The following is a 21,650-nucleotide window of genomic DNA, read 5'->3' as shown; positions in this document are numbered from 1 at the left end:
GCGGCGCGTGAGGACAGCAGCGGGGCCCGGCGGGGCGGTCAGAACAGATCGCGGGTGGTCAGGGCGACTCCCACCGCCGGAACCGGACGGCGGTGGCATGACGTCCCCCGTCATGTCACCGCCGTCGGGTGAAAGTTGCACTGCATGCTGACCATCCTGGGGATACTGTTCGCCGTCGCGCCCGCCGTCGTCTGGATGACGATCGCCCGCACCCGCGTCACCGGCTTCGTGATCGGCGGTGCGCTGCTCGTCGGAGCGGGCCTGCTGGTCAGTGTCCAGCAGAGCTGGATCTACGCCCCCCGGCCCGACGCCCACCTGGTGTTCACGGCTCTCGCGTCCCTGCTCATCGCCTGCGGCGCGGGGCTGGAAGGGCGCCACGAGAACTCCCCTCCCCCGGAATGGATCCCCCTCCGCAACGGAGCGATCGGCTTCCTGGGGACGCAGTTCGCCCTCACCCTCGTGGTCGGCCTCCTGTACGCACTGATGATCTCCGAAGGCTCGGACGCCCCGTCGTCCAGGGCCCTCCCTCCGTTGCCGCCCGGCATCACCGTCGTCGACGAAGGCAAGGGCTGCGGATCCGGAGGCTGCTGGCTCCTCCTGACGGTCGTCGGCGAGGACGGCATGTCCCGCCCGGAGATCATCCGCGAACTGGACCTCCAGCAGGAGACCTGCCGTCCCAGCGGCTGGCTGCTCGACTGGCGCGACATATGCGTCGGAGCCAGGGACAACGGCGAGAACGTCGTCATTCACGCGGGCTGGAGGTACTGATCGCTCATCCCGTCACCCCAGGAGCATGAAAGCCGCGTTGAACAGGATCAGCGTGTGTACGAAGCGCCCCGGACACGTCGGCGGATACCGCCAGGCCAGCGGCCACGTCCGCCCGAACAGCGCCGGCACGGGTACGTAACTGACCGACCCGGTCGCCGCGTTGAGCCGTGTCACTCCCGCCGGCCACGCCCGCCCGGACGTCGTCCCGGCCGGCACGAGGAAGTACACGCCCCGCCTGCCACTCGCCTCGGTGATCACGGGGCCGGGCTCGCCACCCGTGATCGCCTCCATGAGATCGGCGAGCCGCCGCCCCTCGTCCCCGTCGACACGGACGGCGTCGAATTGCACGCCCGCCTTGCGCAGTTGAAATCCGGAGTCCGGAATCCACTCGATGTTCCGTTCACGATTCAGTGCATTCACAGGGACATTGTGCGGCCGAACGTCTAGCGTTTCTCCTGACTGACGAGGGGCGTCGCATACCCGTTGACCTGCGCGAACTCCTCTGCACCTCAGTCGTGTTCGGCGAGGTCGGGTAGTGACCGGTTGAGACCGGTCGAGTCGAAAAGGGATCGCAATGGCGCGAGCGGAAAACAAGGAAACGGCGAGTCCGACGGCACAGATGGTGGCCGAAATGGCACGCGCGATGCGCATCAAACGACAGTGGACCCAGGAGGAGCTGGGTGCCGAGATCGGCTATTCGGCAGCCGCCGTGAGCGCGATGGAGACCAACGCCCAGCCTGCGAGTGACGCGATGCTGGTCGCGCTGCACCGGGTGTTCGACGAGAGCGCGGACTTCTTCGAGACGGCGCGGCGGTATGTGCGCATGGAGAAGTACCCGCAGCAGTTCCAGAATTACGCGCTCCTGGAGGAGGACGCGGTGGGGCTGATGTTGTACACGTCCCTCGTCGTCCATGGTCTGTTCCAGACGGAGAACTACGCGCGCGCCCTGATCGGAGGCGGCTATCCACCGCTACCCGAGCAGCGGGTGGCGGAGCTGGTCGAAGCGCGGATGGCACGCAAGGCCCTGTTCGACAGGGAGCCTGTGGCCCTGATCGAGCTCATCGTGGAGGAGGCGGTACTGACGCGTGACATCGGCGGCAAGGAGGTGATGCGGGAGCAGATGCGGTACTTGGCGGAGTGCGCCCGGCGCCGCAACGTCACGCTCCAGGTCCTGCCGCTGGACTGCGGACTGAGCGGCGAGCACGCCGGAGATCGCGGAGACATGAACCTGGTGGAGAATCCGAACCATGATCGTCTCCTGTTCCTTGAAGTTCAGGACGAGGGCTTGCTGATCAGTGATCCGGCGGCGGTGAGTACACGAGCCCAGCGATATGCGAAGATCCGAGCACAGGCCCTGGGTCCTCGTGAATCGCTGGGCCTCATCGAGCGGTTGGCAGGAGATCGGGAATGAGCAACACCCTGCGCTGGTTCAAGTCCAGCTACAGCAGCGACAGCGGCGGGAACTGCATCAAGGTCGCCCTCGACTGGCACAAGTCCTCGTACAGCGACAGCGGCGGCGGGAACTGCATCGAGGTGGCCGCCTGCCCCCACGCCGTCCACGTCCGGGATTCCAAGGTCCCCGAAGGCCCCGCCTTCGAGGTCGCCCCCGGCGCTTGGACGACGTTCCTCACCTGGGCGGGCTGAGCGCACACCCGGGCCAGGCCCGTCCGGCGGTTGGTGACTTCAACACGACCATGAGCTACTACAAGGGCCGCTCCCACAAGCTGTCCCTGGAGCTCTACTACAAGGGCACCTGGTACGACGTGGGCACGGGCTACTTCGCCCTCTCCACGACCGGCAGGACCTCCATCACGCTGACCGGTCCGCACGACACCGGTTACAAGATGCGCGTGCGCTCCTCGTACGTGAACGGGCACTCCGGCGACAGCGTGAACAGCACCACGCACGGCAGCTGGAAGTACTTCATCTTCACGACGTAGCCAGGTCCGCCGCCCGGAACGCCAGCCACAGGTCGTAGCGGGCGCTCGGGGTCCGGAGCAGTGAACGCTGGAGTACGGCTTCGAGCCGGGTGAGCCGCTTGCGGGCGCCCGGCACGGAGATCCCGAGCTCCTCCGCCGTAGGACCGAGGCGGCCCTCGCACGCGAGCCAGGTGCGCAGGGTCGCCTCTGCCGTGTCACCGGCCGGGGCCAGCGCCCATACCTGCTCGGCCGCCCAGGCCTGGAGCGCGGGACCGGCCAGCAGCCCGTCCAGGTCGGGGGCGGACGCGGGCGTGCCGGGGGGCGTGGGTGTGGTTCGGGGGAGGGCGGGGGTCGCCCGTACGCGCAGGGCGAGGTCGAGCGCGGCCTGGTCGGCGAGACGTTCGAGGTCCAGGCCGAGCAGTTCGCCGATCATCCGGAGGCGGGCGGTCAGCGTGTTGCGGTGGATCTTGAGGTGCTGGGTGGCCCCGGACGCGAAGGCCAGCCAGGAGCCGAGGGTCGCGGCCAGTTCCTGGCTCCCGGGGTCCTGGGAGCGCCTCGGCCGGTACGCCAGCAGGGGGCCGAGCAGGGTGTCGGCCCACTGCGCGCCCGCGCCGCCGACGACGATCGCGGGTTCCGGCGACAGGCCGAACCGCGCATGCCTGCCGGGGAGTCCACGGGCCACGGCGAGGGCGTGGAACGCCTGCCGGTAGCCGGTCGCGGTGTCGGAGAGCGGGATCTCCTCGCTGATACCCACGACGCAGTCGTCCACGAGGCCGGAGATCGCCAGGTCCAGGGGCGCGCAGTCCGCCGTCGCCCCCGCCGGCATCACCAGGATCAGATGGCGTGCGTAGACCGGGCACCGCACGATCCACGACCTGCCGCCCGAGACGTCCGTACAGATCCGCGCCACCTCGTCGCGGCTCCCGCCCGAACACTCGACGACGCACACCTGCACCGGATCGGGGAGCCTCGGCCGAAGCGCGCCCGCCACCTGGTGGGCGATGGACAACTGGCCGGTCATCAGCAGGTGCAGGACCGCTTCCCGGCCCCGGGACTCCGCGAGGTCGACGCGGCGGCGCTTGCGTTCGACGCTCTCCGACTCCCAGCACAGCGTCAGGGGCATCATCACGTCGGCCAGGAGCGTGGACAGCCCGGCGGGCAGAGGGCGGGGGGCAAGGACGGCGAGGACCGGGACGGGAGTGCCGGCCGGGCCGTCCAGGGGGAACAGCAGCCCGGTGTACGCGTCCTTGTCGAAGGAGTACGCGCTGACGCCCCGGCCCTTCAGCACGACGACGCCCTCGGCCGCCAGGGCGGCGGCTTCCTGGAGCACCTCGGGGAGTACCCCCGAGGCCGGGGCGGCCGCGTGGAGGACCGTGCCCTCGGAATCCAGCAGACCGGCCCAGCCTTCGGAGCGCTGGGCGAGCCAGCGCAGCAGCTCCGGCGTCCCGCCGACACGGGCAAGGCGGTGCATCCGCAGCACGTCCTCGGCCCGTTCCGACGCGTGCACCTGTCCTCCTTCGACCTGCTTGTTCCACGAAATGGGAGCGAAGCGTACCGGTCCGGCTGTGCGAACTGTTACCCCGGGAGCCTCAGGGAGTGCGAAGTGAAGCTCCCTGCGCGCTGCCCGGCCGCCTAGAGTCCGGACGTGTCCCGGCCTTCGGGGGAAGCCGGGCACTCAGGGAATCCGGGGGGAGCGCGACGGCATCGGCCCACGGGGGTGGTCGCTGTCGTCGGCTCTCGCCGGCTTCTTCGGCTCTGCCGGTGTTCTCCGGGTCTGCCTTCTCGGGTCTCGACAGGGCTCAGATCCGTCCGGTCCCAGCGGCTCGCGGCAGGTCTGTCCGGTCTCAACGGAAGTCCGCCGCGTGGTCCAGCGCCCACTGCCTGAAGGACCGGGCCGGAGTGCCCGTGATCCGCTCCACCTCGTCGTTGACCGGTTCCGGATCGTCGAGCATCTCCGCCTGGACCGGCAGGATGGCCTCCAGTCGCGCCGGCCACCAGGATCCTGGGCTGTGTCATCAGAAACTCCTCGTCTCGCCGTTCGATGACACGACCCTCGTACGTCAACCAAGGTTGAGGTCAAGTGCATTCCGGCCGGAGCTGCCGACTCCGCGCCGGGGGACTGTCAGTGGCGTCCCCTAGCGTCGGCACTTCGGTGACCGACGAGGAGAAGCCCCGCCATGGAGTTCCGCATTGAACGTGCCGCGCTGACCGACGCCGTCGCCTGGGCGGCCCGCGTGCTGCCCACCCGGTCCCCCGTGCCCGTCCTGGGCGGGCTGCTGCTCGCGGCGGAGGACGGCCGACTGCGCATCTCAGGGCTCGACTTCGAGGCATCGGCCCGTATCGACGTGGAGGCCGGGACGCCGCGGCCCGGACGGGTGCTCGTGATGGGGCGCAGGCTGCTCGACATCTGCAAGGTGCTGCCCGAGGGCGCCGTGGAGTGTGCGGTGGAGGGCTCGCGGTTCACGGTCACGGGGGACGGTGCCCGGTTCGGCCTGTCGGTCCTGCCGCTCGACGACTACCCGGCCCTGCCCACGCTGCCGGAGGTCCGGGGGGCGGTGGACGCGGGCGAGTTCGCGGCGGCGGTCGCCCAGGTGGCGGTGGCAGCGGGGCGTGACGACACCCTGCCCACCCTCACCGGCATCCGGCTCGGCCTCGACGGTACGACGATGACGCTGGCGGCCACCGACCGTTACCGCTTCGCGGTGCGCACGCTGCCCTGGAAGGCGGCGGATCCGCAGGCGGCTGCCGATGTGGTGGTGTCGGCCCGCCGACTGACCGAGATCGCGCGCTCACTGGGCCGCTCGGGCCTTGTCAGCGTCGCCCTGGACTCCGGTTCGGCCGGTTTCGAGCACGCGGGGATGCGGACGACCGTGCGCCTGCTGGACGGGCGGCTGCCGCGCCACGACAAGCTGTTCGCCATGCCGGACCCGGCGCTCGTGGCGCTGGACCGGGCGGCGCTGGTGGAGGCCGTCAGGCGGGTCGCGGTGGTGGCGGACGGCGACAGTCCGGTCCAGCTGACCTTCTCGGCCGCCGACGGCACGGTGCTGCTCCAGGCGGGGTACGAGGACGATGTCGCCTCGCAGCGGCTGCCGGCCACGCTGGAGGGCGGCGAGGGGATGACGGTGGCGTTCAACCCCTCGTATCTGATGGACGCCCTGACCTCCTTCGAGGAGCCGGTGGTCCGGCTGCACCTGCTGGGGCCGGGACAGCGCGCGATGCTCACCGGCGATCCGGTACCGGCAGGGACCACGCACCAGCATCTGCTGATGTCCGTGAAGCCGTCCCTGGTGTAGCCCCGCGCCTCCCGTCTCCTCCGGGCCTCCGCGCTCCGGTCAGCCGGCCGGCAGGGCCGAGTCCGCCCCCACGGCCGCGAGCAGCCAGATGGGGAACTCGGGGTCGGCCTGGCCCACGGCGAGGCCGACCCAGCGTCCGCTGCCCGGGACGCGCCAGACCTGCATGCTGCCCGCGAGATTGCAGAGCCGGCTCAAGGGTTCCGGGGCCGCCCCGCCGCCTTCGCCGCCTTGCTCACAGCCGTCCTCGCCGCCTTCCAGATACGGCCACAGTTCGACCGTCTCCGGCTCCGCCCAGCGCTCGGTCAGTTCGGTGGCGAGGCGGCTGAACTCGTCCTCGATCTCCTGCTCCGCGGGTTCGACGACCTCGGCGGAGCGGTCGTCCCAGAAGTCCTGGGTCGCTTGCAGGATGAGGAAGTGGTGACCCGGGCCGCTGTCGCGTACGCCGGTGTTCCCGTCCCCGGCCGGGAAGGGCAGGGCCAGGGCATGGTCGATGAGCGCGAGCCGGTCCTCGGTGTGCGCCGGGGCGCCACAGCCCTCGGGAGCATCGGGCGCGCTGTCGTTGTCCGGAGTCATGGTCCACGATCCTGCCAACGCGCCCGACCGGGCACCGAAGCGGGGGTGTGCCCGGCCGGAACCGTGCGCACCCCCCGTCCGGGTGGGGGCCTGGGTCAGCAGCTCAGGTTCGAGCCGGGGGCGGTGCCCAGGATCTGGGTGAAGGCCCGGTACTTGTCGATACGGCTCTGGACCTGGGCGGGGTTGCCGCCGTTGCACTCCAGGCTGCCGTTGATGGAGCGGATCGTCTCGCCGAATCCGGCGCCGTTGACCATGGCGTTGTGGGGCGTCATGGTGCCGGGGCCGTTCTGCGTGTTCCAGTACCAGAGGCCGGTCTTCCAGGCCACGGACGCGTTCTGCTGCACCAGGTTCGGGTTGCGCAGGAGATCGATGCCGAGGGCGTCACCGGCCGCCTTGTAGTTGAAGTTCCAGCTGAGCTGGATGGGGCCGCGGCCGTAGTAGGCGGCCTGGCCGGCCGGGCAGCCGTAGGGCTGGCCGCTGTCGCAGTAGTGGGGGTAGTTGGCCTGGTTCTGCTCGACGATGTGCACCAGACCGCCGGTCTCATGGCTGACGTTGGCGAGGAACGCCGCGGCCTCCTGGCGCTTGACCGTGTCGCTGCCGGTGGTGGCGAACGCCGGGTAGGCGCTCAGGGCCGCCGTCAGTCCGCTGTACGTGTAGAACGAGTTCCGGCTCGGGAACATCTGGTTGAACTGCGCCTCGCTGACGACGAAGCCCGAAGGGTCGGGCTGCCCCGGATCCGTGCCACCGCCGGAACCGCAGGTGCCGCTGTCGGCCCAGACCTGGGCGGTGCCCGGGACCTCGTTCTGGGTCCACCACTTCGCGGACCAGTTGTGCCCGTTGTAGGAGGCGGTGCCGCCTCCGGTGTAGACGGCCGAGGCGTTCCACGCGGCGGCGCAGGTGGCCGCCGCGGCCGTGGTGGCGGGGAGGATGACGATCGTCGCGACGATCGCGCCCAGCGCGGTGAGCAGACTCAGGACGCGTCTGATCAAGGTGATCACTCCTTCGGCGCGGCGCTGGGGATGCCCGTACGCCGCCATGGGGGTGACCGTCACTCAAGCGGAATGGTCTGTACCTGTCAAGGTCTAGACCAAGGTTGGCGCGACGGGCGAACAGCGGGCGAATTTCTGTCGACGGGAGCCCACCTCGTCCTCCAACTCCGCTGCTACGCACATACGGTGACGCGAACCGATGGCCATGCCGGGCGCCCGTCCGTGCGCGTCGGGGGGCATGACCGAATGCCCGGTCATGCCCCGTCATGCGCGGTGATGCCCAGTCATGCTCGGTCATGCTCGGTCATGCTCGGGGGAGCGAGGAAGCCGTGGAGTGGTTCAGCGCCGAGAACGTCGTAGCCGTGCTCACCGCCGTACTGGGTGTGCTGGCCTCCGTCGGGGTGCTCTGGTACGAGCGCCGCGTACCCCGGCGTAAACGCATCGGCTACCGGGTCCAGATGGACACCCCGATCGGCAGCGACGTCAGCCAGGGGCGGGCCAATGTGCGGCTCGGACTCTTCAACGAGACGCCGGACATGGCCGACGCCACGCTCGTCCTGCTGCGGGTGGAGAACGACGGCTCGCAGTCCATCGCCGACGACGACTACACCGGACGTGAACTGCACGGCCTGACCGTCGAGTTCACTGGTCGCACGGTCCGCGGGATAGCGGTCACGCAGTCACCGGACGCCGGCCATCTGATGGAGCACTTCACCCCGGCGGGCGGAATGCGGCACAGCGGCGCCCTGATCCGGCTCCCCCGCGTCCCGCTCAACCGCAACGACCACTTCAAGCTGCTCGTCCTGCTCACCGGTGGGAACGTGGGCAACCCCATCACGGTCACCGGCGGCATCCGGGACGGCGTGGTGGCCCCGAACAAGGCCGCCCGCCCCGACGAGAAGCCGCCCCTGTTCGGCCGGGCCGCCCGGCTGATCACCGTGGCCCTGACCGTCTGCGTCGTCACGCTCGCCTCGCTCATCCTTGTACGGGACGACAGCCCGCCGCCCATCGGCTGCGCGACGGGCGAGCTGACGGTCACCGGCTCCACCGCCTTCGCCCCCGTCGTACGGGAACTGGCGGAGAAGTACGAGAAGGAGTGCGAGGGCTCCACCATCCATGTGGACGCGCACGGCTCCACCGCCGGCGTACGGCGGCTCGCCGAGCAGGGCGCCGCGTCCACGTCCGGCTCCCCCGCACTGGTCGCCCTCTCCGACGGCCCGAAGACGGACGGCTACCCGCAGCTGCGCGAGAACCGCGTCGCGGTCTCCCTCTTCTCCCTCGTCGTCAACGACCGGGTACCGGTGCGCGACCTCTCGCTGGCGGACATCCGGAAGATCTACCAGGGAGACATCCGCAACTGGAAGGACCTCGGCGGCCCCGACCTGAAGGTCCTGCTCGTCAGCAGGGACGCCAACTCCGGCACCCGAGAGGTCTTCCAGCGGCGCGTACTCGACCGCAACGAACCCGCCCAGTCCTCGCACGACTGCGCCACCAAGGACGACCCGCACGCCGTGGTCACCCGCTGCGAACTCGACAGCACCGAACAGGTCCTGTCCACCGTGGCCAAGCTCCCCGGAGCCATCGGCTACACCGAGCTGCGCGCCGGGACCGCGCTGAAGGGGCTGCACCATCTGGCGATCGACGGCACCACACCATCCGTCGACACGATCGGTGACAGCACCTACCCGTACCGCGAGATCGAGTACGCCTACAGCTACGGCCAGCCGCCCGCGGACTCGCTGGCGTCCAGCTTCCTCGGCTACCTCAGCCGGGGCAGCGGCCAGGACATCGTCAGGACCCACGGCCATCTGCCCTGCGCGACCCCGAAGGGCCTGCGGATCTGCGGGGAGGACTGAGGCGGTGCGTCCGCGCGGGACGCGGGAGGGCCGGGACGCTGTGTGCGCTCCGGCCCTCCCGCTCTTCGGCTTCCCGGTCTAGAAAGCTGCTGAAGATCTTGTGTGGGGGCTGTCCGGCCGTGGGCCGGGCGGCCCTTTCGCTATGCGGTGGGCGGGGTGAGGGCCCAGGTGTCGCCGGTTCGGGTGAGTCCGAGGTGGATCAGTCGGCGGAGGTTGAGGGCTGCTGCGCGGTGGTGGAGCCAGGTGTCGTTCTTCAGGACGCCGCGGTAGGGCACTCTGCGGTTGCCCCGTGCGACGAGCCAGGCGATGGCCCGTTCGACCGGTGGCCGCCAACGCCGGTACTCGGCTTGCCAGCCGGGGCTGGTGGCAGCCTCGTCACGGGCGGCCTTGAGCAGGTCGTACTTGGCGTGGACGGTGAAGACCCGGCCGGTCTTGGACTTCGTGCAGTGTTCCCGCAGCGGACAGCCGGTGCACAGTTTCTTGAACTGGGCCTGGCGTTCGCCGCCCCGGCGGACCTGGCCAAGGGGAACGGTGTGTCCGGCCGGGCAGGTGACCTGCCCGTTCGTGGTGTCGACGTCGAAGTCGTCGGCGGTGAAACCGCCGGGGACGGCCGGCCGCAGCGGTGGTGGCTTGAGGACCAGGTGGTGTCCCTGCTCTTGCAGGTGCTCGCGTAACTCGCCGGTGCCGTAAGCGGCATCGCCCAGGACTGTGACCGGGGATTCCTCGTCGGCGAGGAGATCCCGGGCGACGGCTGCCTCGTGGTTGTGGGCTCCGCTGCCGGCGGTCAGCGCGACCTCGGTGAACAGCCCTTCCTCGGGCTCGAACGCCACATGGGCACGGAAACCCTCCTGGTGGCGGGAGCGGTTCTTGTGGATGTGCCGGGCCTCGGAATCGACCGTGGAAACGGTGCGGTCGTAGACCGTGCGACGGGCGATGCGCCACCGCCCGTCCCGCCCGTCGGAGCCGTCGACGGGTTCCACGTCCTGCCCGGCGACCAGCGCGAGAAGGCCGACCGCGTGCGCCGCAGCCTCTCCCAGCTCCTGCTCGGGCAGCCGGCCCAGCAGGTTCAGTGCGTCGGTGACCAGGGCATCGACCAGATCGGCGCGGGCCTGCTCGTCGTTCCAGACGATCTTCGGTTTGCCCGGATCGGTGTAGTCGTGGGCGGTGCACCACCGGTCGGCGACCTGCTGGGCGCCCGGGACCTCGCGGACCACCCGGCGGACCGCGGCGACCAGCTGAGTGACCGTGTCCTGGGTGGCGACCGCGTCGTCCAACACCGTCGAGTCCAGCGCCCGGCGCTGCTTCCCCTTGAGCACACCGGTGGCCGCGACGACCTCCCTGACCTTCGCGAACAGCCGGTTCGGGTCACCGGAGCGCTGCAGTCGACGACGGAAATACGTCAACAATGACGGATCAAACGCAGTGTCATGCAGCCCGAGTCCGCACGCGGCCTTCCAGCGCAGATCGCAGCGCAACTCCTGCACCGTCTCGAAATCCGAGAGCCCGTGCAGGCTCTGGAGCACCACCGTGGCGGCCAGCACCTGCGGCGGCAACGAGGGACGCCCGTTCGTCGAGGGATACATGTCCGTGAACATGGCACCGGGGAAGATGACCTCGCGATGCTCAGCCAGAAACGCGAACACACTCCCGGCCGGGATCAACTCCCGGCACGTCTCCCACACGTCCTCGCCGACGCTCTCCCCAGCCCATTCCCCCTGCATGAACACAAGACTGGCCCCACTCCACCCGGAGCGGGGCCAGAACCCAATATTTTCAGCAATCTTCTAGAGGAACGAGTTGATCTGGATCGTCTCGGTGCGGCCGGGGCCGACACCGATCGCCGAGATCGGGGCGCCCGACATCTCTTCGAGCGCCTTCACGTAGTCCTGCGCGTTCTTCGGCAGGTCGTCGAAGGTCTTCGCCTTCGTGATGTCCTCGGACCAGCCCGGGAGCATCTCGTAGATCGGCTTCGCGTGGTGGAAGTCGGTCTGGCTGTACGGGAGCTCCTCGACGCGCTTGCCGTCGATCTCGTACGCCACGCACACCGGGATCTGCTCCCAGCCGGTCAGCACGTCCAGCTTCGTGAGGAAGAAGTCGGTGAGACCGTTGACCCGGGTCGCGTACCGCGCGATCGGGGCGTCGAACCAGCCGCAGCGACGGTCACGGCCGGTGGTGACACCGCGCTCGCCACCGATGCGGCGCAGCGCCTCGCCGTCCTCGTCGAGCAGCTCCGTCGGGAACGGACCGGCGCCGACGCGCGTGGTGTACGCCTTGAGGATGCCGATGACCCGGCTGATCTTCGTCGGGCCCACGCCGGAACCGGTGCAGGCGCCGCCCGCGGTCGGGTTCGACGAGGTGACGAAGGGGTAGGTGCCGTGGTCGACGTCGAGCAGCGTGCCCTGACCGCCCTCGAAGAGGACGACCTTGCCCTCGTCGATGGCGTTGTTCAGGACCAGCGTCGTGTCGGAGACGTACGGCTTCAGCCGGTCCGCGTACGTGAGCAGCTCTTCGACGATCTTGCCGGACTCGATCGCGCGCCGGTTGTAGAGCTTGGCGAGGATCTGGTTCTTGAAGTCGAGGGCCGCTTCGACCTTCTGGACGAGGATCGACTCGTCGTAGAGGTCCTGGACCCGGATGCCGACGCGGTTGATCTTGTCCGCGTACGTCGGTCCGATACCGCGACCGGTGGTGCCGATCTTGCGGGATCCGAGGAAGCGTTCCGTCACCTTGTCGACCGTGACGTTGTACGGAGTGATCAAATGAGCGTTACCGCTGATCAGAAGCTTGGACGTGTTGACGCCTCGCTCGTTCAGCCCGTTCAGCTCGGAGAACAGCACCGCCGGGTCGACCACGACTCCGTTACCGATGACCGGGGTACACCCCGGTGACAGGATTCCGGACGGGAGGAGATGCAGTGCGTACTTCTGGTCGCCCACGACGACCGTGTGGCCGGCATTGTTGCCGCCCTGATAGCGCACGACATAGTCCACGGATCCACCGAGGAGGTCGGTGGCCTTCCCCTTGCCCTCGTCACCCCACTGAGCACCGAGCAGCACAAGTGCGGGCACAGGCGTACACCCCTTCCGGGCGGGGCATGTCCAAGGTCAGGGGGCGTACGTAAAGGTGTACCTGCCGCACGACGATGTGCGGCAAAGCCTGAGCCGTCGAACCGGGTGCCCCGGAATAGACGAAGCCCCTGGCGCAATAGCGCAAGGGGCTCTTGCACCAAGATGCTACCCGAGGAAGGACCGAGGTGTCGGCTGCAGAGCCCCCCGGCGACGGCGACCACCAGTTTCTGGTGCTCATCGACCCGGTTGCCCGCCGGACCGACGGTGAGTCCGTCCGTATCGCAAAGGATGTGCTGAGCGCCGGCTCGCACGCCAAGATCTGCCTTCCGGACACCCCCGAGGAGTTCATCAGAGCCCTGTCGCGCCGGGGCAGCCGACGGCCGGTGGTCGTCGGCGACGACCGGGCGCTGCTGCGCGCCGTCGCCCACCTCCACCGGGAGCGCGAGCTGTCCGGCGGCGCCCTGTCCCTGATCCCGGTCGGCGCGGCGCCCACGCTGGAACTGGCCCACGCGCTCGGCGTGCCCCGGGGCGCGGTGGCCGCGGCCCGTTCGGCGCTCGACGGCACGGTCCGCCGGCTGGACCTGCTGGTCGACGACAGCGACGGCGTGGTCCTCGGCAGGCTGAGCATTCCGGCGCTGCCGCCGTCGCGCGAGGGCGCGCACACGGGCGTCACCGCGGCCTGGGACACCTGCCGCTCGCTGGTGGCGTCCCTGGTCCGCCCGGCTCCCGCCACCGCCCACGCGCCGCCGCGCACGTACCGGCTGCGGGTGGAGGCGGACGGCGTCCTGCTGAACGACCTGGACCGCCCGGTCGAGGGTGTGTCGGTGACCACGCAGGGCGCCGGCGGCCTGGTCGACGTGGTGATACACACCGGACAGGGCATGACGGAATCCCGGGAGGCCAAGGCCGTGACGGTCTCCGGCGCGGACTTCCGCTACCGGGCCGACATACATGTCACGGGGCCGGTGCGGACGCGGACGTGGACGGTGCGGGCGGGAGCGTGGTCGTTGATACTTCCGCCGGTGGCGGGATAGCGACCGGCGGGCCGGGCGCGGGCGGGAGCAGCACATGCCCGGCACGCCGGTCAGCCCGTCAGTCCGCCTCACCGCCCGGGGCCGCGTGGCGCGCGCGCCAGCGGGCCATCATGCCCGCGAGCTCCGCCTGCATGAACTCGAAGAACTCCGCCGTCTCCGCGAGCCGCTCGCCCGCCGGGGTCTCCACGCCCAGGGTGCGGGCGCCCTCCTTGAGGGTGTCCTCCCAGCGGGTGAGCACGCGGTCCCGGCTGGCGAAGGCGGTGTACCAGATCTCGTTGTGCAGGCGGTAGCGGTCGCGGCGGGAGCCCGGCTCGCGCTCTCTGCTGACCATGTTGACCTGGGTCAGATAGCTGACCGCGCCGGAGACGGCGGCCGGACTGATCCGGAGGGCGAGGGCCAGCTCGGCCGAGGTCATCGAGGCGTCGTCGTCCGCGAGGAGCGCCGCGAAAACACGGGACGCCATGCGCTGCATGCCCGCCTCGGTCATATCGGCGGCGAACCGCTCCACGAACCGCGACACGGCCTCGTCGCCACGACGCTCGTCCGTGCCGGCTTCATCGGTTTCGCTGGTCATCGTTCCACCGTCTCCCCATCGCCCCCGGACTCGTTTTCGTTCCCGTTCTCGTACAGGATTTTATACACTTCCTTAACTTCACAACTTTGTGAAACTAGCGTAAGTTGTGAATCATGACGAAGGCGATCACCGTGGCCGGACTGCACAAGTCGTTCGGGCGGACACATGCGCTGGACGGCCTCGACCTGAGCGTCGAGACGGGTGAGGTCCACGGCTTCCTCGGGCCCAACGGCTCCGGGAAGTCCACCGCCATCCGGGTCCTGCTGGGACTGCTGCGGGCCGACTCCGGTGCCGCCCAGATCCTCGGCCGGGACCCCTGGGACGACGCGGTGGAGGTGCACCGGCGCATCGCCTACGTCCCCGGCGACGTCACGCTGTGGCGCAACCTCTCGGGTGGCGAGGTCATCGACCTCTACGGGCGGCTGCGCGGCGGCGGCCTCGACAAGCAGCGGCGCGCCGGTCTCATCGAGCGGTTCGAGCTGGACCCCACGAAGAAGGGCCGAACCTACTCCAAGGGCAACCGTCAGAAGGTCGCCCTCGTCGCCGCACTCGCCGTCGACGTCGACCTGCTGATCCTCGACGAGCCGACCTCCGGGCTCGACCCGCTCATGGAAGAGGTCTTCACGGACTGCGTGCGGGAAGCCGCCCGTGAGCGCGGACAGACGGTGCTGCTCTCCTCGCACATCCTGAGCGAGATCGAGACGCTCTGCGACCGGGTCAGCATCATCCGCAAGGGCGTCACCGTCGAGACGGGGTCCCTCGCGGACCTGCGCCACCTGACGCGTACCAGCATCACCGCCGAACTGGCCGCCGCGCCCAACGGGATCACCGACCTGCCCGGCGTCCACGACCTCGACGTCCAGGGCAGGCGCGTACGGCTCCAGGTCGACACCGACAAGCTCGATGCCGTGCTGCGCGCGCTCACCACCTCCGGTGTCCGTTCGCTCACCAGCTCGCCGCCCACCCTGGAGGAGCTGTTCCTGCGCCACTACCAGGACACCGCGGCCCCGGCCAAGGCCACAGAGGCGATGACGCGATGAGTGCGGACCTCGCGGTACGGAGCCCCGGCCGCTCCAGCCGGCTCACCGGCACCAAGCCCCTGTTCAGGCTCGCCCTGCGCCGGGACCGCATCATGCTCCCGGTCTGGGTGCTGGTGCTGACCCTGATGGTCGTCAGCGGCGGCTCGTCCATCGAGGCGCTGTACGACACCCCGGACGCCCGTGCCGAGGTCGCCCGGTCGATGACGGCCAACAGTTCGCTGCGCGCCATGTACGGACCGGTCTTCGGTGACTCCCTCGGGGCACTGGTGGCCTGGCGGTTCGGCGTCTTCGCCGCCACGCTGGCCGCCGTGATGAGCCTGATCATCGTCATCCGGCACACCCGGGAGGAAGAGGAGTCGGGCCGTCAGGAGCTGCTCTCCTCGGCGATGGTGGGACGGCGCGCCCCGCTGACCTCGGCGCTGCTCGCAGCACTCGTCGCCAACGGGCTGGTCGCCCTGTTGATCACGGCCGGCCTCGCGAGCCGGGGCAGCACCGGAGCGCTGTCCCTGGGACTCGCGATCGGCGCCACCGGCATGGTCTTCGCCACCATGGCGGCAATAGTCGCGCAGCTCACCGAGAGCGCGCGGCTCGCCAAGGGAATGACGGGCGGCTTGCTGGGCATGGCGTTCCTGCTGCGCGCGGCAGGCGACTCGGGTAGAGGCGACGGTTCCTCCGTCCTGACGTGGCTCTCGCCGATCGGCTGGGCGGAGAACGTCCGGCCGTACGCGGGCGACCGCTGGTGGGTGCTGCTGCTCCCCGTGGCCGCGATCGCGGCCACGGGCGCGGCGGCGTACACCCTGGCGGGCCGGCGTGACATCGGCATGGGCTTCTTCCCGGCCCGGCCGGGACCGGCCGAGGGCCGGCTCGGCACGGCCGGTGGCCTCGCCTGGCGGCTGCAGCGCGGCACCCTGCTCGGCTGGACCGTGGCCTTCGCCGTCGCGGGCGTCGTCTTCGGCGGCATGGCCGGGTCCGCGGCCGATCTGGTCGGCGACAACGAGCAGGCCAGGGAGATCTTCGCCCGGATGGGCGGCCAGGAGGCCATGACCCAGGCGTTCCTGGCCGCGATGGCCGGGATGCTGGGAATGATGGCCGCGCTGTACACGGTGGCATCGGTCCTGCGCCTCCACGGCGAGGAGACCTCACAACGTGCCGAACCCCTCGTCGCGAACCGCCTGGGCCGGCTGCGCTGGGCAGCCGGTCACCTGGTGATCGCGTTCGGCGGGGCGGTGGCCGTCATGCTGGCGGGCGGCCTGGGTCTGGCCATCGGCTACGGCGACGACTTCGGCCCGGTGCTGGGCGCGGCCCTGGTCCAGCTGCCCGCGGTCTGGCTCCTGGGCGGCCTGGCGGTCCTGCTGTACGGGGCCCTTCCCAAGGCGGCCCCCGTGGCCTGGGGCGTGGTCGGAGCGAGCCTGCTCATCGGCTGGATCGGCCCGGCCCTCGACCTGCCGCAGTCGGTGATGAACCTGACCCCCTTCGGCCACCTGCCGAAACTCCCGGGCACGGAGATGGCATGGTCCCCGGTCCTGCTGATGGCAGCGGGAGCGGCAGTCCTGGTGGCCGCGGGCCTGACGGCCCTACGCCGCCGGGACATGCTGACCTAGGTCCTGCCGGGCAACGACTCCCGGCCGGGCAACGACGGGCGCTTGACGAGCGGGGGCCGGCGGCGGGGCCACCGGGGGCCCCGCCCTCGCGCAGACGCGTCTCGCGAAGGGCCGGGCCCCCGGACCGCTCGGGAACCCCTGGCCCCACCGCCCGCGTCCACCCCCACATGGACACACGACGAGAGGCCGTCACCGGCACCGCCGGCTGCCTCGCCGCAGCCCTCGGCGCCCTCGTGGGCCTGACCGCCTGGGTTCCGTACGGCAGGCATGGCATCTTCGGCGGCTTCGAGGGCGCGTCGGAGCTGAACGTCCTCTGGCTCGGCCTCCCCGTCATGCTCTTCGGCGGGACGGCGGCGGGCCTCGTCCTCTTCGCCCTCGTACGGGGAAAGTGGCGCCAGGCCGTCGTCCCGGCACTGGCGCTCACCGCGCTGACCGCGGTCGGTTGCGGATTCGACGTCCTCGCGGGCCCGCCCCTCGCCTGCGGGCCGGGCTGCTGAACCGGACCGCCACCCCCTGCCGCCGTACCCTCCGTACCCCGTTCCCTGTTCCCCGTTCCCTCCGTACCAGGTACCCCCTCAGAGCTCCACGTTCAACTCCTTCAGTCCCCGGATCACGTAACCCGGGTGCCACTGCGGCTCGGAGACCAGCCGCACACCCGGCGCCTTGCGCAGCAACTCCCCGAACGAGGCGGCCAGTTCGACGCGCGCCAGCGGCGCACCCAGGCAGTAGTGCATACCCGCCCCGAACGTGATGTGCGGGTTGTCCGACCGGGACAGATCCAGCGTGTCCGGCTCCGCGAACCGCTCCGGGTCCCGGTTGGCCGAACCGAAGAGCAGCGCGACCTCCGAGCCCCGAGGAATGACCGTCCCGCCGATCTCGATGTCGTCGAGCACCCAGCGCTCGAACATCTGCAACGGGGTGTCGTACCGCAGCAGCTCCTCGACGGCCGTCGGCAGCAGCCCGTGATCCTTGCGCAGGGCCGCCAGCTGGTCCGGGTGCCGGAACAGCGTCCACCAGCCGTTCACGGTGGTGTTGACCGTCGCCTCGTGCCCCGCGTTCAGCAGCAGCACGCACGTGGAGATCATCTCCTGCTCGCTGAGCCGCTCCCCCTCGTCGTGCGCGGCGATGAGTGCGGAGATCAGGTCGGTACCGGGGTTCGTCCGGCGCTCCGCGATCAGCCCCCGCAGATACGCCGAGAAGTCGACCGACGCCCGGACGGCCTCCCGGGCCGTCTCCTGCGACGGGTTCAGCTCGAACATCCCGCAGATCGCCGAGGACCACGGCCGCAGCAGCGCCCGGTCTGCCTCCGGCACCCCCAGCATCTCGGCGATCACGGCGACCGGCAGCGGCTCGGCGACCGCCGCCAGCAGATCGCCGCCGCCCGAGGCGACGAACGCGTCGACCAGTTCCGCCGCCAGCCGCTCCACGGTCGGCACCAGCCGCTCGACCGTACGCGGGGTGAACGCCTTGGAGACCAGTCGCCGGATACGGGTGTGGTCGGGGGCCTCCAGATCGAGGAGCCCCTGCCCGTTCAGCGTGTGGAAGGGCTCGTGCGCGTCCGGTGGCGGCGTGAGCCCGAACTCCTCGTGGGTGAAGCGGTGCAGATACGTCCGCCCGAGGCGCCGGTCGCGCAGCAGCCCGGACACGTCGGAGTAGTGCGGGACGAGCCACTGCCGGGTCGGCTCGAAGAAGTGCGCCCGGCCGGCGGCGCGCAGCGCGGTGTAGGCGGGGTACGGATCGGCGACGAACGCGGGCGACCAGGGGTCGAAGGACACATACATGCCCCGACGCTACCCGGGGCCGGGGCCCGGTTCGAGAGGTGAGTGCCCTGCGCACCGGCGGCCTGGTACGCGCCGGGACGAAGCCCTACCCGGGTGTGACCAGCCGCGCCTCGTACGCGAACACCGCCGCCTGCGTCCGGTCGCGCAGCCCCAGCTTCACCAGGATGCGGCTCACATGGGTCTTGATGGTGGACTCGGCCACCACCAGACGCGAGGCGATCTCCGCGTTCGACAGCCCCTGCGCGATGAGGACGAGCACCTCCGTCTCCCGCTCCGTGAGGTCCCCGATCCGGGCGAGCGCGGGCGCCCGCGGCGCCTCGGAGAGTTTCGAGAACTCCGTGATCAGGCGCCGTGTCACGGCCGGGGCGAGCAGCGCATCCCCGGACGCCACCACGCGTACGCCTTCCGCCAGCTGGCGAGCCGAGGCGTCCTTCAGCAGGAAGCCGGAGGCCCCCGCACGCAGCGCCTGGTACACGTACTCGTCGAGGTCGAAGGTGGTGAGGACGAGGACCTTGGCGTCCGCGTCGGCGGCGACGATCTCGCGGGTCGCCTCGATGCCGTTGAGTTCCGGCATCCGGATGTCCATCAGTACGACGTCGGGGCAAAGGGCGGCGACCTGGGCGATGGCCTGGCGGCCGTCGACGGCCTCGCCCACGACCTCGATGCCCGGCATCGCGTTGAGGAGGACGGAGAAGCCTTCACGGACCATCATCTGGTCGTCGACGATCAGCACCCTGACGGGGTTCATACGGCGCCGCCCGCCACCGTGTCGCCCGCCGGCACGTCATCCGCCGGCACGTCATCCGCGGCCGGCTCGCGTACGGCCTGTACGGGGATGAAGGCGGCGATCTCGTACCCGCCGTCCGCCGTCGTCCCGGCCGTCATCTCACCGTCGAGCATGGCCACCCGCTCGCGCATCCCCGTGATGCCGTGCCCGGCCCCCGGCGACGGCTTGACGAGACCGGTCGGCGGCCCGTTCACGACGCGCAGCCCGAGTCCTGCGAGTACGTAACCGATCTCCACCTTCGCGGTGGCGCCCGGAGCGTGCCGCAGCGTGTTGCTCAGCGCCTCCTGGATGATCCGGTACGCCGACAGCTCGACGCCCTGCGGCAGCTCGCGTACGGCCCCGGTGACCGTCTTCTCCGTCTGCAGACCCGCGTCTCCCACGTTGGCCAGGAGGCGGTCCAGCTCGGCGAGCGTGGGCTGGGGGGCACCGGGGGCCTCGTAGTCCTCGGCCCGCACGACTCCCAGGACGCGGCGCAGCTCGGTGAGGGCGGCGACGGCGTTCTCCCGGATGGTGAGGAACGCCTGCTCCAGCTCGGGCGGCGGGTTCTCCACCCGGTACGGAGCCGCCTCGGCCTGGATCGCGACGACCGACATGTGGTGGGCGACGACGTCGTGGAGTTCGCGGGCGATGGTCGTGCGCTCCTCCAGGAGCGTGCGCCGGTCACGCTCGACGGCGGTCACGGTGCGCTGCACGGTCACCTCGCGCTGGGCGTCGCGCCGCACCTGCACCACGGTCACGACGAGCAGGGCGAACGCGGAGATGACGAGGAAGGGAGCCGTGGAGGAGGAGTACTTCCAGGGCCCGGCCTTCTCCATCAGCATGCCCAGCAGCGCGGAGAGCACCCACATCCAGGCGGCCGTACGCGGCCGGGTCCTGGCCGCGACGACCACCAGGACCACCAGGTGGGCCAGGAAGCTGCTGGGGCCCCACGGCCAGTCGTTCCCCAGGACACCGACGAAGAGGGTCGCCGCCATCGAGCCCCAGAACGCGGCGACGGGCCTGACCAGGGTCATCGCGACCGGAATGGCCGGCAGCAGGCCCAGGAGGAGCTGGCCGTGCCCGATCCCGATGCCGGTGAGCACCGTGATCAGCGCGGCGAACAGCACCAGACCGTGCCTGATCCAGACGGCCACCTCGCCGATCCGCCGCGGCAGCAGGCGGATCAGCCGCCCGCCGGCCGGCAGAGGGTCCAGCGGGCGGTAGGCGAACACGTCACGCAGCAGATCCCGGCGCAGGCCGCCTATCGCCTCTGCGGCCACCCGGAACTCAGGGCTTCTGGTCTTGGTCTCGGTCACGCCTCTCACGGTAGGCGGCACGGCGAGCGGGGTCGTCAGCAGTGATACGGATTCCCGGGCGTCCGTCGCAAGGACTACACGGCCACCCGGAAGGCCGGTCCGGGCTCACCAGGCGAGCTGGGCCAGCTCCTCGGCGACCACCGCACAGGCGTCGGCCGACGGGTCGATGAGCGGGAAGTGCCCGACCTCTTCCAGGAGCGTCAGTCCCACCATCTCGCCCCCCTTCGCCGCCGCGTCGACGAACGCCTCCGCCACCGCCGGGGGCACGGTCAGATCGCAGAGGCCCTGCACCACGGCCGTCGCGATACCGGTGGGCAGCAGGGCCGCCGGGTCGGCAAAGCCACTGCGTTCCGCGAACTCGCCTTCACCGCCCAGGAGTTGATGCACGGCGCCCGAGCACACGTCCAGCTCGGCGGCCGTCGCGAAGTCGGCGATCGGGGCCAGTGCCACGACGCCGCGCAGCGGGGGCGGCGCGGGCAGCCGCCACGGCGACCCCTCGGGGAGTACGTGCCGGGCGGCGGCCCACAGCGCCAGCTGACCACCCGCGGAGTGTCCGGTGACCACGATCCGCCGCACATCGGCCTGCGGCAGCTCCCGCCCGGCCAGCACCGGCATCGCGTCCATCGCGGCGGCCACGTCGTCGAAGGTCTCGGGCCAGCGGCCCGCGGCCGGTCCCCCGTCGTGCTGATGCGGGATCCCACCGCCCCGCCGGTACTCCACACTGGCGACGGCGAACCCACGCCGGGCCAGGAAGTCCGCGAGCGGCGACACATGGTGCCGGTCGTACGGGGCACGCCACGCCCCGCCGTGCAGCAGTACCACGAGCGGCGCCCCGGTTCTGCCGTCACGCGGAGCGTAGAAGTCGATCACCTGATCGGGATGGCTGCCGTAGGCCGCCGACCGGTCGGGGGCGATCACCGGGTGGGCCAGCGCCGATTCCTCCTCGGCGGCATCACGATCACGCGCGGCAGAATCCGACATGCTGCTCCAACCGTCCTACACCTGTGCCCAACTGTCCTGACCTGCGGGGACGTTATCAGCACCGGGCGGGTCGTTCATGACCACCGGTCAG

Annotated in this window: 21 protein-coding genes; 10 read left to right on the top strand and 11 right to left on the bottom strand. The window is 70.6% G+C overall.

Going from position 1 to position 21,650, the window contains the following annotated elements; translation table 11 throughout:
• The first annotated feature begins 144 nt into the window (after positions 1 to 144).
• Positions 145 to 768 carry a hypothetical protein gene (locus tag F0344_RS18995; RefSeq protein ID WP_185299921.1) on the top strand — a complete coding sequence of 208 codons (624 nt, stop codon included), beginning with the start codon at positions 145 to 147 and terminating at the stop codon, positions 766 to 768.
• A 12-nt stretch (positions 769 to 780) separates the two neighbouring features.
• Here the strand turns inward: F0344_RS18995 and F0344_RS18990 are convergent, their stop codons facing one another.
• A complete protein-coding gene (locus F0344_RS18990) occupies positions 781 to 1,188 on the bottom strand; it encodes a hypothetical protein (RefSeq protein WP_185299920.1) in 408 nt (135 codons plus the stop codon).
• Between the two features lie 154 nt (positions 1,189 to 1,342).
• Between F0344_RS18990 and F0344_RS18985 the strand changes: the two genes are divergently transcribed.
• Genes F0344_RS18985 through F0344_RS18975 form a run of 3 tightly spaced genes read left to right on the top strand, consistent with a single transcriptional unit; the run spans position 1,343 to position 2,708 of the window.
• Positions 1,343 to 2,179, top strand: coding sequence for a helix-turn-helix domain-containing protein (locus F0344_RS18985; protein WP_185299919.1), 837 nt, complete (start codon positions 1,343 to 1,345; stop codon positions 2,177 to 2,179).
• Entirely contained in the window at positions 2,176 to 2,412 is a 237-nt protein-coding gene (locus F0344_RS18980; RefSeq protein ID WP_185299918.1) for a DUF397 domain-containing protein, read from the top strand. Before F0344_RS18985 ends, F0344_RS18980 begins: the two co-directional genes overlap by 4 nt.
• Entirely contained in the window at positions 2,382 to 2,708 is a 327-nt protein-coding gene (locus tag F0344_RS18975; RefSeq protein WP_258050002.1) for a hypothetical protein, read from the top strand. Before F0344_RS18980 ends, F0344_RS18975 begins: the two co-directional genes overlap by 31 nt.
• Here F0344_RS18975 and F0344_RS18970 read toward each other — a convergent pair.
• Complete coding sequence (locus F0344_RS18970) at positions 2,698 to 4,158, bottom strand: helix-turn-helix domain-containing protein (protein WP_185302764.1); 1,461 nt, start codon at positions 4,156 to 4,158, stop codon at positions 2,698 to 2,700. The two genes, F0344_RS18975 and F0344_RS18970, sit on opposite strands and share 11 nt — an antisense overlap.
• A 706-nt stretch (positions 4,159 to 4,864) precedes the next feature.
• On the opposite strand from F0344_RS18970, the gene dnaN reads away from it, so the two are divergent.
• Positions 4,865 to 5,980 carry a DNA polymerase III subunit beta gene (gene dnaN / locus F0344_RS18965; RefSeq protein ID WP_185299917.1) on the top strand — a complete coding sequence of 372 codons (1,116 nt, stop codon included), beginning with the start codon at positions 4,865 to 4,867 and terminating at the stop codon, positions 5,978 to 5,980.
• A 39-nt stretch (positions 5,981 to 6,019) separates the two neighbouring features.
• On the opposite strand, the gene F0344_RS18960 is transcribed toward dnaN, so the two are convergent.
• Together F0344_RS18960 and F0344_RS18955 are read right to left on the bottom strand one after the other, a co-directional pair.
• Entirely contained in the window at positions 6,020 to 6,553 is a 534-nt protein-coding gene (locus F0344_RS18960; protein WP_185299916.1) for a hypothetical protein, read from the bottom strand.
• A gap of 95 nt (positions 6,554 to 6,648) precedes the next feature.
• The gene (locus F0344_RS18955) at positions 6,649 to 7,542 is read right to left on the bottom strand and encodes a glycoside hydrolase family 19 protein (protein WP_185299915.1); all 894 of its coding nucleotides are present in this window, start codon (positions 7,540 to 7,542) and stop codon (positions 6,649 to 6,651) included.
• A gap of 329 nt (positions 7,543 to 7,871) precedes the next feature.
• Between F0344_RS18955 and F0344_RS18950 the strand changes: the two genes are divergently transcribed.
• Complete coding sequence (locus F0344_RS18950; protein ID WP_185302763.1) at positions 7,872 to 9,398, top strand: substrate-binding domain-containing protein; 1,527 nt, start codon at positions 7,872 to 7,874, stop codon at positions 9,396 to 9,398.
• A gap of 140 nt (positions 9,399 to 9,538) precedes the next feature.
• Here the strand turns inward: F0344_RS18950 and F0344_RS18945 are convergent, their stop codons facing one another.
• Together F0344_RS18945 and F0344_RS18940 are read right to left on the bottom strand one after the other, a co-directional pair.
• Positions 9,539 to 11,119, bottom strand: coding sequence for an IS1182 family transposase (locus tag F0344_RS18945; RefSeq protein ID WP_185298508.1), 1,581 nt, complete (start codon positions 11,117 to 11,119; stop codon positions 9,539 to 9,541).
• Between the two features lie 63 nt (positions 11,120 to 11,182).
• Complete coding sequence (locus tag F0344_RS18940) at positions 11,183 to 12,466, bottom strand: adenylosuccinate synthase (protein WP_185299914.1); 1,284 nt, start codon at positions 12,464 to 12,466, stop codon at positions 11,183 to 11,185.
• A gap of 185 nt (positions 12,467 to 12,651) precedes the next feature.
• On the opposite strand from F0344_RS18940, the gene F0344_RS18935 reads away from it, so the two are divergent.
• Positions 12,652 to 13,500 carry a diacylglycerol kinase gene (locus tag F0344_RS18935; protein WP_185299913.1) on the top strand — a complete coding sequence of 283 codons (849 nt, stop codon included), beginning with the start codon at positions 12,652 to 12,654 and terminating at the stop codon, positions 13,498 to 13,500.
• A gap of 58 nt (positions 13,501 to 13,558) precedes the next feature.
• On the opposite strand, the gene F0344_RS18930 is transcribed toward F0344_RS18935, so the two are convergent.
• A complete protein-coding gene (locus F0344_RS18930; protein ID WP_185299912.1) occupies positions 13,559 to 14,074 on the bottom strand; it encodes a GbsR/MarR family transcriptional regulator in 516 nt (171 codons plus the stop codon).
• 113 nt (positions 14,075 to 14,187) lie between these two features.
• Between F0344_RS18930 and F0344_RS18925 the strand changes: the two genes are divergently transcribed.
• From F0344_RS18925 to F0344_RS18915, 3 genes are all read left to right on the top strand, one after another.
• Positions 14,188 to 15,114: an ABC transporter ATP-binding protein gene (locus F0344_RS18925; protein WP_185299911.1), complete on the top strand. Its 927-nt coding sequence runs from the start codon at positions 14,188 to 14,190 to the stop codon at positions 15,112 to 15,114.
• On the top strand, positions 15,111 to 16,715 hold the full coding sequence (locus F0344_RS18920; RefSeq protein ID WP_185299910.1) for an ABC transporter permease: 1,605 nt from the start codon (positions 15,111 to 15,113) through the stop codon (positions 16,713 to 16,715). The genes F0344_RS18925 and F0344_RS18920 overlap by 4 nt, the downstream gene beginning before the upstream one ends.
• Positions 16,716 to 16,882: 167 nt before the next feature.
• Positions 16,883 to 17,212 carry a hypothetical protein gene (locus tag F0344_RS18915; RefSeq protein WP_185299909.1) on the top strand — a complete coding sequence of 110 codons (330 nt, stop codon included), beginning with the start codon at positions 16,883 to 16,885 and terminating at the stop codon, positions 17,210 to 17,212.
• Between the two features lie 78 nt (positions 17,213 to 17,290).
• On the opposite strand, the gene F0344_RS18910 is transcribed toward F0344_RS18915, so the two are convergent.
• The 4 genes from F0344_RS18910 to F0344_RS18895 all read right to left on the bottom strand — a co-directional run bounded on the left by F0344_RS18910 (position 17,291) and on the right by F0344_RS18895 (position 21,559).
• Positions 17,291 to 18,496, bottom strand: coding sequence for a cytochrome P450 (locus F0344_RS18910; RefSeq protein WP_185299908.1), 1,206 nt, complete (start codon positions 18,494 to 18,496; stop codon positions 17,291 to 17,293).
• An 85-nt stretch (positions 18,497 to 18,581) separates the two neighbouring features.
• Positions 18,582 to 19,244, bottom strand: coding sequence for a response regulator (locus F0344_RS18905; RefSeq protein WP_185299907.1), 663 nt, complete (start codon positions 19,242 to 19,244; stop codon positions 18,582 to 18,584).
• On the bottom strand, positions 19,241 to 20,578 hold the full coding sequence (locus tag F0344_RS18900; RefSeq protein WP_185299906.1) for a sensor histidine kinase: 1,338 nt from the start codon (positions 20,576 to 20,578) through the stop codon (positions 19,241 to 19,243). Before F0344_RS18900 ends, F0344_RS18905 begins: the two co-directional genes overlap by 4 nt.
• Positions 20,579 to 20,683: 105 nt before the next feature.
• The gene (locus F0344_RS18895; RefSeq protein WP_185299905.1) at positions 20,684 to 21,559 is read right to left on the bottom strand and encodes an alpha/beta hydrolase family protein; all 876 of its coding nucleotides are present in this window, start codon (positions 21,557 to 21,559) and stop codon (positions 20,684 to 20,686) included.
• Positions 21,560 to 21,650 lie beyond the last annotated feature (91 nt).

The sequence above is a fragment of the Streptomyces finlayi genome, from assembly GCF_014216315.1.
Taxonomy (GTDB): Bacteria; Actinomycetota; Actinomycetes; order Streptomycetales; family Streptomycetaceae; genus Streptomyces; species Streptomyces finlayi_A.
This window is presented reverse-complemented; position numbering and strand designations above follow the sequence as displayed.